The organism is Methylophaga sp. OBS1 (genome assembly GCF_026319365.1).
Map to the genome: position 1 here is coordinate 73,769 of NZ_JAPDMS010000001.1, position 16,716 is coordinate 90,484.

Annotated in this window: 18 protein-coding genes; 16 read left to right on the plus strand and 2 right to left on the minus strand. The window is 50.7% G+C overall.

From position 1 onward, the window contains the following. The first annotated feature begins 6 nt into the window (after positions 1-6). The 8 genes from ftsB to OMQ46_RS00385 all read left to right on the plus strand — a co-directional run bounded on the left by ftsB (position 7) and on the right by OMQ46_RS00385 (position 7,830). Positions 7-297, plus strand: coding sequence for a cell division protein FtsB (ftsB, locus tag OMQ46_RS00350; protein WP_266234884.1), 291 nt, complete (start codon positions 7-9; stop codon positions 295-297). Further along, a complete protein-coding gene (ispD, locus tag OMQ46_RS00355; protein WP_266234885.1) occupies positions 284-994 on the plus strand; it encodes a 2-C-methyl-D-erythritol 4-phosphate cytidylyltransferase in 711 nt (236 codons plus the stop codon). Before ftsB ends, ispD begins: the two co-directional genes overlap by 14 nt. Next, complete coding sequence (gene ispF, locus OMQ46_RS00360) at positions 994-1,467, plus strand: 2-C-methyl-D-erythritol 2,4-cyclodiphosphate synthase (protein WP_266234887.1); 474 nt, start codon at positions 994-996, stop codon at positions 1,465-1,467. The genes ispD and ispF overlap by 1 nt, the downstream gene beginning before the upstream one ends. Next, positions 1,467-2,540 carry a tRNA pseudouridine(13) synthase TruD gene (gene truD, locus OMQ46_RS00365; protein WP_266234888.1) on the plus strand — a complete coding sequence of 358 codons (1,074 nt, stop codon included), beginning with the start codon at positions 1,467-1,469 and terminating at the stop codon, positions 2,538-2,540. Before ispF ends, truD begins: the two co-directional genes overlap by 1 nt. 21 nt (positions 2,541-2,561) lie before the next feature. Beyond that, entirely contained in the window at positions 2,562-3,347 is a 786-nt protein-coding gene (locus OMQ46_RS00370; protein ID WP_266234890.1) for a DUF1223 domain-containing protein, read from the plus strand. Next, complete coding sequence (gene cysG, locus OMQ46_RS00375; RefSeq protein WP_266234891.1) at positions 3,347-4,735, plus strand: siroheme synthase CysG; 1,389 nt, start codon at positions 3,347-3,349, stop codon at positions 4,733-4,735. The genes OMQ46_RS00370 and cysG overlap by 1 nt, the downstream gene beginning before the upstream one ends. Positions 4,736-4,909: 174 nt before the next feature. Next, positions 4,910-7,267 (plus strand): TonB-dependent receptor, encoded by a 2,358-nt coding sequence (locus OMQ46_RS00380; protein ID WP_266234893.1) that lies wholly within the window; start codon positions 4,910-4,912, stop codon positions 7,265-7,267. 62 nt (positions 7,268-7,329) lie between these two features. After that, positions 7,330-7,830: a PepSY domain-containing protein gene (locus OMQ46_RS00385; RefSeq protein WP_266234894.1), complete on the plus strand. Its 501-nt coding sequence runs from the start codon at positions 7,330-7,332 to the stop codon at positions 7,828-7,830. Between the two features lie 56 nt (positions 7,831-7,886). On the opposite strand, the gene nadC is transcribed toward OMQ46_RS00385, so the two are convergent. Further along, a complete protein-coding gene (gene nadC / locus OMQ46_RS00390; protein WP_266234896.1) occupies positions 7,887-8,729 on the minus strand; it encodes a carboxylating nicotinate-nucleotide diphosphorylase in 843 nt (280 codons plus the stop codon). 78 nt (positions 8,730-8,807) lie between these two features. On the opposite strand from nadC, the gene ampD reads away from it, so the two are divergent. Beyond that, a complete protein-coding gene (gene ampD / locus OMQ46_RS00395) occupies positions 8,808-9,356 on the plus strand; it encodes a 1,6-anhydro-N-acetylmuramyl-L-alanine amidase AmpD (RefSeq protein WP_266234898.1) in 549 nt (182 codons plus the stop codon). A gap of 49 nt (positions 9,357-9,405) precedes the next feature. Here ampD and OMQ46_RS00400 read toward each other — a convergent pair whose 3' ends face one another. Further along, on the minus strand, positions 9,406-10,035 hold the full coding sequence (locus OMQ46_RS00400; protein WP_266234899.1) for an FKBP-type peptidyl-prolyl cis-trans isomerase: 630 nt from the start codon (positions 10,033-10,035) through the stop codon (positions 9,406-9,408). 239 nt (positions 10,036-10,274) lie between these two features. On the opposite strand from OMQ46_RS00400, the gene OMQ46_RS00405 reads away from it, so the two are divergent. The 7 genes from OMQ46_RS00405 to OMQ46_RS00435 are packed head-to-tail and all read left to right on the plus strand — an operon-like array spanning position 10,275 to position 16,366. Then, a complete protein-coding gene (locus OMQ46_RS00405; RefSeq protein ID WP_266234901.1) occupies positions 10,275-10,766 on the plus strand; it encodes an SUF system Fe-S cluster assembly regulator in 492 nt (163 codons plus the stop codon). Further along, positions 10,759-12,207 (plus strand): Fe-S cluster assembly protein SufB, encoded by a 1,449-nt coding sequence (sufB, locus tag OMQ46_RS00410; protein WP_266234903.1) that lies wholly within the window; start codon positions 10,759-10,761, stop codon positions 12,205-12,207. Before OMQ46_RS00405 ends, sufB begins: the two co-directional genes overlap by 8 nt. A gap of 46 nt (positions 12,208-12,253) precedes the next feature. Beyond that, entirely contained in the window at positions 12,254-13,015 is a 762-nt protein-coding gene (gene sufC / locus OMQ46_RS00415; protein WP_266234904.1) for a Fe-S cluster assembly ATPase SufC, read from the plus strand. Continuing rightward, entirely contained in the window at positions 13,012-14,313 is a 1,302-nt protein-coding gene (gene sufD, locus OMQ46_RS00420; protein WP_266234906.1) for a Fe-S cluster assembly protein SufD, read from the plus strand. The genes sufC and sufD overlap by 4 nt, the downstream gene beginning before the upstream one ends. Positions 14,314-14,317: 4 nt before the next feature. Continuing rightward, positions 14,318-15,577, plus strand: a complete 1,260-nt coding sequence (locus tag OMQ46_RS00425) for a cysteine desulfurase (RefSeq protein ID WP_266234909.1) — start codon at positions 14,318-14,320, stop codon at positions 15,575-15,577. After that, on the plus strand, positions 15,577-16,023 hold the full coding sequence (sufU, locus tag OMQ46_RS00430; RefSeq protein WP_266234910.1) for a Fe-S cluster assembly sulfur transfer protein SufU: 447 nt from the start codon (positions 15,577-15,579) through the stop codon (positions 16,021-16,023). The genes OMQ46_RS00425 and sufU overlap by 1 nt, the downstream gene beginning before the upstream one ends. A 13-nt stretch (positions 16,024-16,036) precedes the next feature. Next, complete coding sequence (locus OMQ46_RS00435) at positions 16,037-16,366, plus strand: SUF system Fe-S cluster assembly protein (RefSeq protein ID WP_266234912.1); 330 nt, start codon at positions 16,037-16,039, stop codon at positions 16,364-16,366. Positions 16,367-16,716 lie beyond the last annotated feature (350 nt).

A 16,716-nucleotide genomic window follows, 5' to 3' on the forward strand; every position in this document is an offset into this window, starting at 1 on the left:
GGCCTGATGACTAAGCCCGTCATGATTTTCCTGGCCATTCTGCTGGTATTACTGCAATACCGATTATGGCTGAGTCATGACGGGCTGCCGTCGCTGCTGCGTTTGCACCATCAGGTAGAAAAACAGCGACTGGATAATGAAAAACTGACCGAGCGTAACCAGGTACTGGCAGCGGAAGTTCAGGATTTGAAAAGTGGTCTCGATGCTTTGGAAGAACGTGCCCGCAGTGAACTGGGCATGATCAGAGAAGGCGAGACTTTTTTTCATGTCATAGAAGAGCAAGATGAGCAAAAGTGAAGCCGTATGGGCTGTCGTCCCGGCAGCCGGCATCGGCAGTCGCATGGGCGCCGATATTCCCAAGCAATATCTCAAGCTCAATAACAAAGCTTTGCTACAGCATACCCTGGAGCGACTCGCTTCCCATCCCAAGATTGAAGGCATCGTTGTCGCACTGGCGGAAAATGATCCCTGGTGGCCCGAACTGGCGCTTCAGCTTGATTGTGAGTTGCTGCTGACAAACGGCGGTGAGGCGCGCTCTGATTCCGTAGCCAATGCACTGGCAGCGCTTGCTGAGAAAACCGACGATAATCCCTGGCTGTTGGTGCATGATGCAGCTCGCCCCTGTATTCGTCACAGCGATATTGATCAGATGCTGTTGCAATTAAGAGAGCATGAAGTTGGCGGTATTCTGGGGGTGCCTGTCACCGATACTGTCAAACGGGTTGATGACAGTGGCGTTATTGTTGAAACCGTGGATCGTCATGGTCTATGGCGAGCGGGCACGCCGCAGATGTTTCGTCTCAAATTGTTAAAGCAGGCGCTGGAATCAGCGGCTGAACAAGGCCTTGCCGTGACCGATGAAGCCAGTGCGGTGGAACTGATGGGATTACGGCCGATGATGGTGGAAGGGCATCAGGATAATATCAAGATTACCCTACCGCAGGATCTGGCGCTCGCCAGCCTGTATCTGGAACAACAAAGCAGAGGACAGTAATGCGCATAGGTCACGGCTATGATGTACATCGTTTCGCCGAGAACCGGCCATTAATCATCGGTGGGGTGACGGTACCGCACAGCCATGGCCTGGAAGCCCATTCTGATGGTGATGTGTTGATCCATGCTATTTGTGATGCCTTGCTGGGTGCCGCTGGCTTATGGGATATCGGTCATCATTTCCCGGATACCGATGAAGCCTTTAAAAATATCGACAGCCGCGTGTTGTTGCGACGGGTGATGGCTGACTTATTAGAACGTGGTTGGGTGGTCAATAACGTCGATGCCACCGTGATCGCGCAAGCCCCCAAGCTGGCGCCGTTCATCCCTGAGATGAAAAGCCTGCTCGCCAGCGATATGGCAGTCAGTGAAGATGAAGTGAATATCAAGGCCACAACGACAGAAAAGCTGGGTTTTACCGGCCGTAAGGAAGGCATTGCAGCTCATGCTGTTGTCCTGTTGAGGAAAGCCTGATGGCATTTGATTTCAATTCATTACAACGTGCAAACACCCTGGCAGGCAGTTGCCGCGCCAATATCCGTTTGCAGCCGGACCATTTCCGGGTCGATGAACAGTTGCCTTTCGAACCAAGCGGTGAGGGCGGTCACGCTATGCTGCTGATAGAGAAAACCGGCAGCAATACCGACTGGGTCGCCAAACAACTGGCACAATTTGCTGGTGTGGAGGATGTGGCTGTTGGCTATGCCGGTTTGAAAGATCGACATGCGGTTACCACGCAATGGTTTACCGTGAAAACGGAAGGGCATGAAGAGCCTGACTGGTCGCTATTTTCAGCCGATGACTGTCAAATCAAAACACTTACCCGACACAATAAAAAACTCAAACGCGGTGTATTGTCGGGTAACCGCTTTTTACTGATTTTGACTGGCATTGATGGCGACAGCGCTGTCTGGGAACAGAGCCTTGAGCGCATTCAATCCGAAGGGGTACCCAATTATTTTGCCGAACAGCGCTTTGGTCACCAGTTTTCTAATCTGGACAGGGCGCAGCAGTGGTTCGAAACCGGCAGAAAGCCTAAAAAGCGCCAGCAGAAAAGCATGATTCTATCTGCAGCGCGATCCTGGCTGTTCAATCAGGTGCTGTCAGCCCGTATCAACCAACAGAACTGGCAGACAGGCGTGCCGGGTGATGTGATGCAACTGGCCGGTAGCAGCAGTATTTTTCTGGCAGAAGTCATTGATGAAACCATCACTGAGCGCTTGAATACATTTGATATTGATATTACAGGGCCACTTTGGGGGCGCGGCAGAGCAGCGAATCAAGCCGACAGTCTGGCGCTGGAAAATGCTGTACTGGCAGACTGGCAAACCTGGCAGCAGGGGCTGGAACAGGCCGGGCTCAAACAGGAAAGGCGGCCTTTGCGGGTGTTACCGCAGGCGTTGAGCTGGGAGTTCAGTGAGGATAGCCTGTCTCTGTCCTTCTTCCTGCCCGCTGGTTCTTATGCCACGGCAGTGATGCGTGAACTGGCAGAGATAACTGACGTGAGTCACTGGAACTCGCCGGAACCGCAAGTTTCACATCAATAAACGGGTTTTTCGGGGCTTATCATGCTGAAAATGAAAACAGGCCTTTTGCTGATTATCACTTTGCTAATCACTCACCCTGTAGCAGCACAGCAGTGGCAGGCCGAGAGCGCTGATAAACAGATGGCGGTGCTGGAGCTGTTTGTTTCCGAGGGGTGTGGCCTGTGTCCGGCAGCAGAGCGTTGGGTAGAACATTTACCGGAACAAGGCTACAGCGAAGCACAGTTGATTGTGCTTGGTTTTCATGTCGATTACCTGGATGACAAAAAAGGCTGGGTAGACCGTTTTGCCAAACCCCGGTTCACTGAGCGGCAGCGGCAGATGGCGCGTTTGAACCTGTATCAGACGGTTTTTACTCCGGAGCTCTTTATCAGTGGCGAAGTGGTCCATAACTGGCGCGAGCATGGCACTGATGTGATTGAATTTATCAACAGCTTTGATTCGGAAGCCGAAATCAGCCTGAGGGTCAAAAAAACGGACGACACGCTCAACATCGACACTGCGGTAACGGTGCTCGGCGAGGAAAATCAGGCTAACAGTCAGCTTTATCTGGCCGTGACGGAAGACAATATCATCAGTGAAATTCACGGTGGTGATAATATCGGTGCGGTGTTTAACCATCAGAATCTGGTCAGACGCTGGCTGGGCCCGTTTTCAATTGATGCCGGCGATGATGCCACCCAAATTCAGACCACAGTCCCACTGGATCCGACATGGAAGCACCATGACCTGAGTGTCGTTGCTGTGGTGCAAAACCTCGATAATGCCTATGTTCTGCAGGGGCTCTCTTTACCATTGAAAGCACAGTAATGGATTTCTTACCGATATTTTTAGATTTAAAGCAGCAATCATGTCTGGTTGTCGGCGGCGGAGATATCGCCGCCAGAAAAGCTGGTCTGCTACTCAAAGCCCAGGCTGTCGTGACCATTGTCGCGCCGAAGCTATCGTCGAGCTCACAAAAGCTGGTGACCAGCCAACAGGTTCACTGGCTTGAAGCCAGGTTCGACCCTTCTCAACTGGGGCAGGAGAGACTGGTCATCGCTGCCACCGATGATGAGACAGTCAATGCCGCTGTTTATGAGGCCGCCAAAGCCCGAAATATTCTGGTGAATGTGGCTGACAGCCCGGACCATTGCGATTTTATCCTGGCATCAATACTGGACCGTTCACCGATAGTCGTCGCGGTCTCCAGCGGTGGCGATTCGCCGGTTCTCGCCCGTAACCTGCGTGCGAGACTGGAAACCCTGATTCCACCGTCTTACAGCAAACTGGGTGATCTGGTCGGCCGCTACCGGGACAAGGTCAAACAGAAGTTTGAAAATGTCTCCCAGCGCCGCCGTTTCTGGGAGTCGGTGCTGGAAGGGCCAGTGGCCGATCACATGATGGCAGGTCGTGAAGAATTAGCGGAAAAGACCCTGCTGGAAAAGTTACAGGATCCTGATAACAAGGATCTGGGGCGGGGAGAGGTCTATCTTGTGGGTGCCGGACCCGGTGATCCGGATTTGCTGACATTCAAAGCATTGCGTCTGATGCAACAGGCGGATGTGGTGTTTTACGACCGTCTTGTCAGTAAAGAAATCCTGGCGCTGGTTCGTAAGGAAGCCGAGTTGATTTATGTGGGTAAACAACGGGCCTGGCATGCAGTGCGACAGGAAGAAATCAATGGTCTACTTCTGCAGCATGCGAAGCAGGGTAAACGGGTATTAAGACTTAAAGGCGGTGACCCATTTATTTTCGGTCGTGGCGGCGAAGAAATCGAAACACTGGCTGATGAAAAGATTCCATTTCAGGTGGTGCCCGGCATCACAGCGGCTTCCGGCTGTGCCAGTTATGCCGGCATTCCGCTAACCCATCGCGATTACGCACAAAGCTGTGTTTTCGTCACCGGACAGTTAAAACAGGGCGAACTGGATCTCAACTGGGAGAGTCTGGTGCAGCCTCGTCAAACAGTTGTGGTTTATATGGGACTGGCTGGTTTGCCAGAGTTGAGCCGTCAGTTGCAGGCGCATGGTATGCCTGCAGATAAACCGGCCGCGCTGGTTCAGCAGGGCACGACTGAGAACCAGAAAGTCTGGATCAGCACGATTGATGAATTGCCGTTGCTCGCTGAGCGGGAACAACCGGTGGCCCCAACACTGGTGATCATTGGTGAAGTGACTCGTCTGCATAACACACTGGCTTGGTTTAAGGGTGGGTGATATCAGCCAGTTTGTGTGGTTTATATCAACCAGTAAACCAGAGGTCCGCACCACTGCTTAAAAGTAACTGGTTGTCATAAAACATTTTTCAGAGTTGGCATTTTCCGTGCTTAATTAGAATCGGTTTGACTATAACCATAACAACGATAAAAGATTTCGGGAGAGTAATGAGTAATGCAAGTTCCGCATAAAAAGAAAGCATTAAGTCTGATGCTGGCCTCTGCGCTGGTGTCAGCCCCGGTCCTCGCTGCAGATGAGGATCAGGTAGAGCTGAGTGATATCAAGGTAATCGGTACAACACCCATTGGTGGTGTTGGTCTGGAAGCCGATAGAATTCCAACGAAAACACAATCGGCTGATGCCAGTGATATAGAAAGAGTCCAGAGCCTGGATTTATCCGATTTACTGAATCGAACCATGGGCAGTGTCAACATCAGCGCTGCTCAGAATAATCCTTTTCAGCCTAATTTGAATTATCGCGGGTTTACCGCTTCACCATTGGTCGGTAGTGCCCAGGGCCTGTCCGTCTACATGGATGGTATTCGTGTCAATGAACCATTCGGTGATGCGATTAACTTCGAATTACTGCCGGAAGCGGCGATTGCAGATATTGACCTGGTGTCCGGTTCAAACCCTGTGTTTGGCCTCAATACCCTGGGTGGTGCACTGTCAATCAGAACAAAAACAGGTTTCACGCATCCCGGTCATAGCTTTGAGGCTTACACCGGTTCATTCGGTCGTGATTCAGGCACGATTGAGAGTGGTGGTAGCGATGGGAACCTGGCTTATTATGTGACTGGTTCCATTACCAAAGAAGATGGCTGGCGTGACTTTTCACCCTCACGCGTAGAGCAGTTTTTCTCGAACTTAAGCTATGCCAACGAAGACACCACGCTGGACTTTGGTATCACGGCTGTTGATAGTGATTTGAATGGTAACGGCGCTTCACCAGTCGAACTTGTTGCGGCAGATCGCGATGCCGTTTTCACCTATCCAGATAACACGCAAAATGAACTCCGCATGTTCACTCTGAATGGCTCACATTGGATTAATGACACCACAATGTTAGCTGCCAACACCTACTACCGCAGAAGCGACCGTAGTTCGTTCAATGGCGATGGCGGTGAGTTTGAGGCGGATGGTGATGCCGCAGGTAGTCAGATTATTGATGATGATGGTAACCCGATCAGAACCAGTGCAGGTGCGGTTACTCTGGGCGATTTTGATAACCCTGCCTATGACGTTGAGGCAGAGTTGGAAGATGGTGACTTTGAGGTTGAAGGTCTGGGCCTGAATAACCGGAGTCAAACTGAACAGGACAGCTGGGGCTTTGGTGTCCAGACAACTTCATTCAATGACCTCTTTGGCAGAGAGAACCAACTGACAGTCGGTGTCTCCTTTGACCGCTCCAAAGTGGATTACTCTGCCAGCTCTGAGATCGCTTACCTGACTGAGACCCGGGGCACTGATGGCACGGGAATTGAGTTGCTGGATGAACGCGTCGATGGAGAAATCGACACTAACACTTACAGCATTTTCTTCACCAATACTCACAGCCTCACAGAGCGTCTGGATTTGACTGTCGGTGGTCGATACAACTGGATCGCGATTGATATTTCAGGCACCAGCCAAGGTGGGACCCAAGACTTGAATGAGTCTGGCAATACGCATGACTTCAAGCGGTTTAACCCATCGGTCGGTGCCACTTATGCATTGACAGAGAACCTGACCACCTATGCCAACTATAGTGAGTCCAACCGTGCACCAACGCCGTCAGAACTGACATGTGCTGAGCCGGATTCACCTTGTGCATACCCCAATGCATTCCTTGCTGATCCGCCATTAGATGATGTCGTGGCCAGAACAGTTGAAGCCGGTCTGCGTGGTCAACAGGCTAACTTCAACTGGTCAGCCGGTGTGTTTTACACAGAGCTGGAAGATGACCTGTTCTTCTTCAACGATGCCGATGATGACACACCGGTATTAAACACAGGTGTCTTCGATAACATTGATAAAACAGCACGTGCTGGTCTGGAATTAAGTGCAAACGGTGCCGTTAACAAACTGAGTTGGTTTGCACACTATTCATACATCCGTGCGACATTCGAAGACAACTTCTCCTATAGCCGTGAAGTGAATGAGGAAGATGAAGTCTTTTCTGTCAGTAAAGGTGATAGATTGCCGAATCAGCCTGAGCACAACATCAATGTTGGCTTTGATTATGCGTTTACAGAAAAGCTCTCACTGGGTACAACAGCTTCATACCGCTCCAGTCAGTACTTCCGTGGTGATGAAGCCAACGTTGATAAAAAGATCGAAGGCTATACTGTATTTAATCTGCATGGACGATACAAAGTCACTGAGAACTTTGAGTTCTTTGGCCGTATAGATAACGTTTTTGATAACGAGTACGAATCTTTCGGCCTGTACGGTGAACCGGGTGAAGCTGGGTTGGAACAATATGAAAACCCTCGCTTTGTTGGTCCCGGTGCGCCCAGAGCAGGTTGGATTGGCTTCAAGCTGACGCTGTAAAGCACAGCTTAATTTCAACATTGGGCTACCTTCGGGTGGCCCAATTTATTTCAGGACCAAGCATGCTGAAAACCTTAATACCCGTCATTCTGTTCTGGCCAATAACCAGTCTTGCAGCTGATAACAACCAGCTGTTTGAAACCTGTCTGGATGTCGCTTTAAATGCGCGTAACGGCCATGTCATCAAAGTTGAACTCAAGCTTGAAAATGGGCGTGAAGTTTACGAGTTTGATATCAGAGCATTGGATGGTAAGGACTGGGATGTCGAGTGTCTGAAGTCTTCGGGTGAGTTAATCGAGCTGGAACAGGAGGTGGATCATCCCAACCATCCGCTGTTCAAGAGAAACGTTAAATTCAACGAAGAAGAAGCCAGAGCGATTGCACTGGCGCTCTATCCTGGAGAAATCATCGAGGTCGAATACGAGATTGAGTCCAACGGTGATTCCTCGTATGAGTTTGACATTGATACCTACGAAGGCAGCGAGATAAAAATTGAAATTGACGCAGCTACCGGTGAGGTGGTCGAAACCAACGAGGAGCTGTGGCAAGTGGGTCTTGAATAATCTCTGATCTTTAGACGTTTGTTAACCGCAGTCTGACAATGTTCAACTGCGGTTTTTTATTGAAAGCGCAGTGATAAATCCACGGCCTGAATATCCTTGGTCAAAGCGCCGACTGAAATCCTATCCACGCCGGTTTCAGCAATCTCACGAATATTGGCCAGGCTGATACCACCGGATGCTTCCAGCAAGGCTTTTTTGTCATTGATAGCCACGGCTTGTTTCAGTGTTTGAAGTTCGAAGTTATCCAGCAGCACAATATCCGCACCGGCATTCAGTGCGTGATTCAGTTCATCCAGGTTTTCCACTTCCACTTCGATAGGGACACCAGCATTCAGTGATTGCGCCTGTGATACTGCTGCAGCAATAGAACCGGCTGCATTGATATGATTTTCCTTGATGAGAATCCCATCATAGAGTCCGAAGCGGTGATTAAAGCAGCCGCCGCATCGCACAGCGTATTTTTGTGCCACCCGCCAACCCGGTAATGTTTTGCGGGTATCCAGCACTTTGACCGGCAGTCCGGCAACGGCATCCGCATATTGCCTGGCGCTTGTTGCCGTTGCAGATAATGTCTGCAAAAAGTTCATTGCTGTGCGCTCACCGGTCAGAACTGCGCGCGCTGGGCCTTTTATTCGACAGATGATAGCGTCTGCAGCAAGCGCATCCCCATCCGCTGCCAGCCATTCAATTTGAATACGGTCATCAAGACGACTGAAGACTGCGTTGAACCAGTCACGGCCACATAACACGGCGTCCTGACGCGTGATTAGCTGGGCCTCGGCGATAGACTCTGCCGGAATCAGATTGGCAGTCAGATCCTGTTGACCGACGTCCTCCAGCAGGGCAAGCTTGACTTGGGAGTCGATAAACGCAGACGGTAACGGGTTTTCAATGGTCATTGAAAGGCTCTTTACTGAAAAACTCAATAGGGTAACGCGTGAAGACTGAATAATCTACGACATTGAGGGAATGCCTGTTTGAACATTGATCTGACACAGGGACGCTGCAATGAGGCGGTGTTCTACTTATCACCCAACCATGATGAGCGTCCCGACCCGACGGATATTCAAGGCATTGTCATTCACAACATCAGTCTGCCTCCCGGGGAGTTCGGCCAACGGTTTATTGATGACTTGTTTCTGAACCAGCTGGACAGCTCACAACATCCCTATTTCGAACAACTGAAGGGTCTGAAAGTCTCCTCTCATCTATTGATAAGACGTAATGGGGAGCTGGTTCAGTTTGTACCATTTCATCAACGGGCCTGGCACGCGGGCGTATCAAGCTGGCAAGGCAGGGAACGCTGCAATGATTTTACGATAGGTATCGAGCTTGAAGGCTGTGATGACAAGCCCTTTGATGATACCCAGTATCATCAGCTGGCTGCGGTTATCAGCGCTTTATGTAAGGCTTACCCCCAGCTCAATTATGAGCGAATTGCCGGTCATGAACATATTGCGCCTGGACGCAAAACGGATCCGGGGCCGTTTTTCGAATGGGATTACCTGAGACAGCTACTGGACTGACATAAAAAAAGCCGCCCTCGGGCGGCTTTTTCAACGGCAGGCATTTGCCTTATTGTGTGATAGCGATCAGTTCGATATCGAAAATCAGTGTTTCGTTGGGACCAATCAGCTGACCCGCCCCACGTGGACCATAGGCGAGGTTGGCCGGGACGACGATGCGCCATTTTCCGCCTTCTTTCATCATCTGCAGTGCTTCCTGCCAGCCCTGAATGACACCGTTAACCGGGAAAGTGGCTGGTTCGCCGCGGTCATAAGAGCTGTCAAAGACGGTACCGTCGAGCAGGGTGCCTTTGTAATGCGCGATGACTTTATCGTTTTCAGTCGGTGTCGCACCATCGCCTTCTTTGATGATTTCGTATTGCAGTCCGCTGTCAGTGGTGACAACGCCTTCTTTCTTGGCATTTTCGGCCATGTAGGCTTTTGCTTCAGCCTGTTTTTCGTTCATGACTTTCGCCATTTCCTGGGCTTTTGCTGCCTGGTATTCCTGAATCACTTTTTCTGCCGTGGCCTGATCCAGTTGTGGCTCGTTACCTGCCATCATGTCGGCAACACCTGCTTTGAATGCGTCCAGTTCCAATTCGACGCCTTCCTGCAGCATGTTTTGTCCGACCTGAATACCAAAGATGTAGCTCAGTTTCTGCTTGTCTGTGTCCAGGGTTGCGGCGTGATCATCAGCCATTACGTTTGCTCCAAATAATAAGGGTAAAAAAATCAGTGCTTTTAATTTCATTTATTAGGCTCTCTGGTTGGAATTTAACTCAATAGGCGTTGCGGAATTTAGTACAATTGCATGTTTTAAAGTTCATCACCATACGCGAAATCAACGGAATTTTCACTCGACCCGCGTCAATATCTGAGCAAAACACTTGGTTATTGTCTTAATTGATACTATAATAGTACCAATTAGGAGGTTCAGCTATGCTGCGAATGGGAAAACTGACGGATTACGGCATTGTGCTGATGAGCTATCTGGCAACGCACGCCAGACAGCAGCACAGTGCTCACGCCATCGCCGATGCGGTAAAGGTGCCGTTACCCACCGTCAGGAAAGTATTGAAGTCTTTATCCCATGAAGGTCTCCTGCAATCGGAACGTGGCGTCGCAGGTGGTTACAGCCTGAGTCGGGAAGCGGAACAGATTTCAGTAGCGGAAATCATTACGGCCATTGAAGGCCCCATAGCCCTGACCGAATGTGTCAGTGGTGAAAGCCACTGTGAGCAGGAAACGCACTGTGCGGTCCAGACTAACTGGACGCGCATTAACAACGCGGTGTTTCACGCACTGGATGAAGTTAAGCTCTCAGATATGCTGACATCGCAGAATACATCGGGGATAAGCCCAATTAGATTCTACTCATCTGCAGCCGGGATGAGTAAAGCAACAATACAGGATGGTGAGTTTCATGACTGAGCAAAGTCAACAACTTGAGTCGATTACTCAAAGAGAATACAAGGCCGGTTTTGTTACCGACATTGAGGCAGAAAGTCTGCCGCCAGGCCTGAGTGAAGAGGTTGTCCGTGAAATCTCCCGTATCAAGGGAGAGCCTGAGTTCATGCTGGAATGGCGCCTGAAAGCCTATCGCCACTGGCTGACCATGGACACGCCGGAATGGGCGCATGTGCATTATCCTGAGATCGACTATCAGCAAATCAGCTATTACTCAGCGCCGAAGAAAAAAGACGACGGTCCGAAAAGTCTGGATGAAGTCGATCCGGAGCTGTTGCGTACCTATGAAAAACTGGGTGTGCCACTGGATGAACGTGCCCGTCTCGCCGGTGTTGCCGTCGATGCGGTGTTTGACAGTGTGTCTGTGGCCAGTACTTTCCAGGACAAGCTGGCAGAAGAGGGCATTATCTTTATGCCTATCTCTCAGGCCGTGAAAGAACACCCGGAACTGGTTGAAAAATATCTGGGCAGTGTGGTGCCTTATAAGGACAACTACTACGCAGCGCTGAACTCAGCGGTCTTCAGTGACGGTTCTTTCGTCTACATTCCCAAAGGTGTGCGTTGCCCGATGGAACTGTCGACCTACTTCCGTATCAACGCGGCTAATACCGGTCAGTTCGAACGTACGCTGATCATTGCTGACGACGACGCTTATGTCAGCTATCTGGAAGGCTGTACCGCACCGATGCGTGATGAAAACCAGCTTCACGCTGCTGTCGTAGAACTGGTCGCGCTGGATCGGGCTGAAATCAAATACTCCACCGTGCAGAACTGGTATCCCGGTGATGAAAACGGTAAGGGTGGCATCTACAACTTTGTCACCAAACGTGCTGCCTGCCGTGGTGAGTCCTCCAAAGTGTCCTGGACTCAGGTGGAAACCGGTTCAGCCATCACCTGGAAATATCCCAGTGTCGTCCTGCAGGGTGACAACTCTATCGGTGAGTTCTACTCCGTGGCGGTCACCAACAACATGCAACAGGCCGATACAGGTACCAAGATGATACATCTGGGTAAAAACACCAGCTCGACCATCATCTCCAAAGGTATTTCTGCCGGCCGTTCACAAAACGCCTATCGCGGCCTGGTTCGTGTCGGGCCCAATGCAGAAAATGCCCGTAACTACACCGAGTGCGACTCATTGCTGATGGGCGACAAATGCGGTGCCCACACCTTCCCATATATTGAGGTGAAAAACCCGACAGCGAAGGTGGAGCACGAGGCCTCGACATCAAAAATCAGCGAAGACCAGCTGTTCTATTGTAAGCAGCGCGGTTTGGATGCCGAAGATGCGGTCTCGATGATTGTGAACGGTTTCTGCAAACAGGTCATTCGTGAGCTGCCGATGGAATTCGCAGTCGAAGCGCAGAACCTGCTCGGTTTGTCATTAGAAGGTTCCGTCGGTTAAACGAACGAGAACCCATTCGGATTTTCAGAAATATAGAGACTTATACATGTTAGAAATTAAAAACCTGCATGCCAGCGTTGAAGGGAAAGAAATCCTCCGCGGCATCAATATGACCGTCAATCCAGGCGAAGTCCACGCCATCATGGGCCCGAACGGCGCAGGCAAAAGTACATTGTCCAATGTGCTTGCCGGCCGTGACGGCTATGAAGTGACACAGGGCGAAGTCATCTATAAAGGTGAAAACCTGCTGGACCTGGAACCGGAAGAACGCGCTCAGCGTGGTGTGTTTCTGGCTTTCCAATATCCGGTAGAAATCCCGGGTGTCAGCAATATCTATCTGCTGAAAGCTGCCCTGAACGCGGTTCGCAAATATCAGGGGCTGGATGAAGTTGATGCGATTGACTTCCTGAATCTCGTCCGTGACCGCATGAAGCTGGTCAAAATGGATGAACAGTTCCTGCACCGTAATGTGAACGAAGGCTTCTCAGGCGGTGAGAAAAAACGCAACGAGATTCTGCAGATGGCGGTCCTGGAACCGGCACTGGCGATTCTTGATGAAACCGACTCCGGTCTCGACATCGACGCACTGCGTGTTGTTGCTGAAGGGGTCAATGCCCTGCGTGCTGAAGATCGTTCGATCGTCATGATTACGCACTACCAGCGTCTTCTCGACCATATCGTGCCGGACTTCGTCCATGTATTGTCTGAAGGCAAAATTGTTAAATCCGGCGACAAGGAACTGGCTAAAGAATTGGAGAAATCCGGTTACAGCTGGGTTCACGATGCACCGGAAGGTCAAACCGCATGAAACAGTTAACTGAAATCACAACGCCATTTGGCGAAGTGGCTTCTGCCAAAACCCTGCCGGGCACTGAACTCGGCTGGTTGCAGCAACTGCGCGACAAAGCCCGTGCGCAGTTTGAACGCCACGGCTTGCCGGCGAAAAAAGTTGAGGACTGGAAATACACCTCTCTGTGGTCTTTAAGCCAGGAAGGTTTCAGTCACGATGCCAATGCAGTCAGCCTGGATAAAACCGAGTTGGCACACGTGGCTGCATTGGAAGATGCCTATCGCTTTGTCATTATTGACGGCCGTTTCAGTGTTGAATTGTCCGAGCTTGAAGACCTGGAAGAAGGCCTGTCTATCAAGCCACTGGCAGAGGGGCTCGACAATGCCCAGTCTATGCTGGGTGAGCAGATCGATTTAGAGAAACCGGGTCTGAATGCCATCAACACCATGTTGATGCAAGACGGTCTGGTGCTACAGGTGAATGCGGGCAAAACCATCAGCAAACCAGTTGAACTCCTGGTTATCAGTACCGCTGAAAACCAAAAGCTGGCCAGCCACTTGCGTAATCTGGTTCAGGTTGAAGCGGATGCGGAAGTGACCTTGCTGGAGCACTATGTCAGCTTGGCAGACACCGAAGGTTTCACCAATGTGGTGACCGAAGTGAAGCTGGATGAAAAAGCCACGTTGAATCACTTCAAACTGCAGCACGAATCCTTGGCGCATTACCATATCGCGACCCTGGCCTCAAAACAGGCGGCCGGCAGTAACTGGCATACCAATAATATTTCACTGGGCGGCAAACTGGCGCGTAATGATATTCACAGCCAGTTGCTGGGTGAAGAAGCGCACGTCACGCTGGATGGTCTTTATCTGGTCACTGGTGACCAGCATGTCGATAACCACACGCGTATCGATCATGCCGTGCCCAACACCACCAGTGATGAGGTATACAAAGGCGTGCTTGATGGCAACAGCCATGCCGTATTTAACGGTAAGGTGAATGTGCACAAAGATGCCCAGAAAACCGATTCCAGCCAGAGCAACAAGAACCTGTTGCTGTCTCGCAGCTGTGAAATCGATACCAAACCGGAACTGGAAATCTATGCCGATGACGTCAAATGTGCCCACGGCAGTACCGTCGGTCAGATTGATGAACAGCACCTGTTTTTCCTGCGTGCCCGTGGTTTGGACGAAACAGCTGCCCGCAGCCTGCTGACTTATGCTTTTGCCGTCGATGTATTGCAACGGATTAAGTCAGCACCTATGCGTCAGGCCTTGTCTAATGTCATAGAAAAACGGTTACCGAAAGGGGCGTGATTGCATGACACAAACCGAATTAAAAGCTGTGCCGTTTCCTGAAACCGACTTTGATGTTGAAGCGATCCGACGTGACTTCCCGATTCTGAATCAGGACATTAACGGCAACCCGCTGGCCTATCTGGATAATGCCGCCAGCAGTCAGAAACCGGTTCAGGTGATTGAAGCGGTCGACGCCTACTATCGTCTGGACAATGCCAACGTCCACCGTGGTGTACACAAGCTGAGCCAGCGCGCGACCGATGCTTATGAAGGCGCTCGCGATAAAGTCCGTGGTTTCCTGAATGCTAAATCAGACAAAGAAATTGTCTTTGTTCGCGGTGCCACCGAAGCCATCAACCTGGTGGCACAGAGCTTTGTGCGCCCGCAGATCAAGTCGGGTGACGAGATTCTGATCAGCCATATCGAGCATCACGCCAATATCGTGCCGTGGCAGATGGTGTGTGAGCAGACTGGCGCCAAACTGAAAGTCATTCCCATGACTGAATCCGGTGAACTGGATCTCAGCGATTTCGACAGCCTGCTGAACGAACGCACCAAAATCCTGGCGATTGGTCATGTGTCGAATGCGTTGGGCACCATCAATCCTATTAAGGCAATGATCGGTCAGGCCAAAGCTAAATCGATTCCAGTGCTGGTAGATGGCGCCCAGGCGGTGCCGCATATCGCTGTCGATGTGCAGGATCTGGATTGTGACTTTTACGTCTTTTCCGGTCATAAAATGTTTGCGCCCACCGGTATCGGTGCGCTCTATGGCAAACAGGCACTGCTGGAAGCGATGCCGCCATGGCAGGGCGGGGGCGATATGATCCTCTCGGTCAGCTTTAGCCATACCGAATACAACACGCTGCCATACAAATTTGAAGCCGGCACACCGCATATTGCCGGTGCCGTCGGACTGGGCGCAGCGATTGATTATATGCAGGCTATCGGCATCGATAAGCTGGCTGCCTATGAACATCACCTGCTGGAAGTTGCTACAGCGAAGCTGGAAGCTATTGATGGTATTCGTATTATCGGTACCGCCAAAAATAAAGCCAGCGTGTTGTCGTTCATGATTGAAGATGTGCATCCCCATGATGTCGGTACCATTTTCGACCAGCAGGGGGTCGCGATTCGTGCCGGTCACCACTGTGCCCAGCCAGTGATGGAGTTCTATGGCATCGCCGCAACGGCACGGGCTTCCTTCGCGTTCTATAACACCGAGCAGGAAATTGATGCGCTGGTTAATGCCATCAAAACCACACAGGAGTTGTTTGCCTGATGAGTGATTTAAGAGATCTCTATCAACAAGTGATCATGGATCACAAAAAGAATCCGCGTAATTTCCGTGAGATCACCGATGCCAATCATATGGCGCATGGCAATAACCCGCTGTGTGGTGATGCGCTGGTGGTTTACGCCAAACTCAAAGATGGCGTGATTGAAGATGTCAGCTTTCAGGGCAGTGGCTGTGCGATTTCCGTGGCCTCAGCCTCGCTGATGACCGAGATTCTGAAAGGCAAAACCATGGAAGAAGCCGAAGCGCTTTATGAGAATGTGCATAAAGCCCTGACCGGCGAAGCGGGCGGCGGCGAACTGTCCGGCAAACTGGAAGTGCTGGCCGGCGTCAAAGAGTTCCCGGCTCGCGTCAAATGCGCCACGTTATCCTGGCACACCGTGCATGCCGCGATGGACAGCGACCACGATATATCCGTAACCACAGAATAAGCAGGGCAGATTGATGAACGACCAATACCAAATCAGCCCGGAACAGCTCAAAGAAGATGTGATCGAGGTGCTTAAAACCATCTACGACCCGGAAATCCCGGTCAACATCTACGAGCTCGGGCTTATCTACAATATCGAAATCAGTACCTCAGGCAACGTCCATATTGATATGACGCTGACAGCCCCCGGCTGCCCGGTTGCCCAGTCTTTCCCGGGTGATGTTGAATCGCGTGTGATGTCCGTCCCCGGCGTCAAAAAAGCGCATGTTGAGCTGGTATGGGAGCCACAATGGACCAAGGACATGATGAGTGAAGCCGCACAGTTGCAACTGGGCATGTTCTAGCATACTGCCAAGCTCTCCTGAGCTTATCCAATACACCAAACTGAAAAATACCTGTGGGTGGTAAACCACCCACAGTGAGAGTCAAGAGCCGACCTCTAAGGGGCTGTCATCATGACAGACGAGTAATGCGAGATTAAAGTAATCTCAGTCTCATTATTTCCCCATAACTCCTGATCACCTATAGGAATAATTCCTAAATATGCCGAATTCCTTCTGTGGTTCTTGAGAATCAGATCACAGCCTCCCGCTGTTAATGTGAAGTCGCACAAACTGCAGAATAGGATTTTTTCCTAATGCCTGTTTGCGATTCCCTCACTAATATTGACTGATTTTCAATGACCACAGCGGGA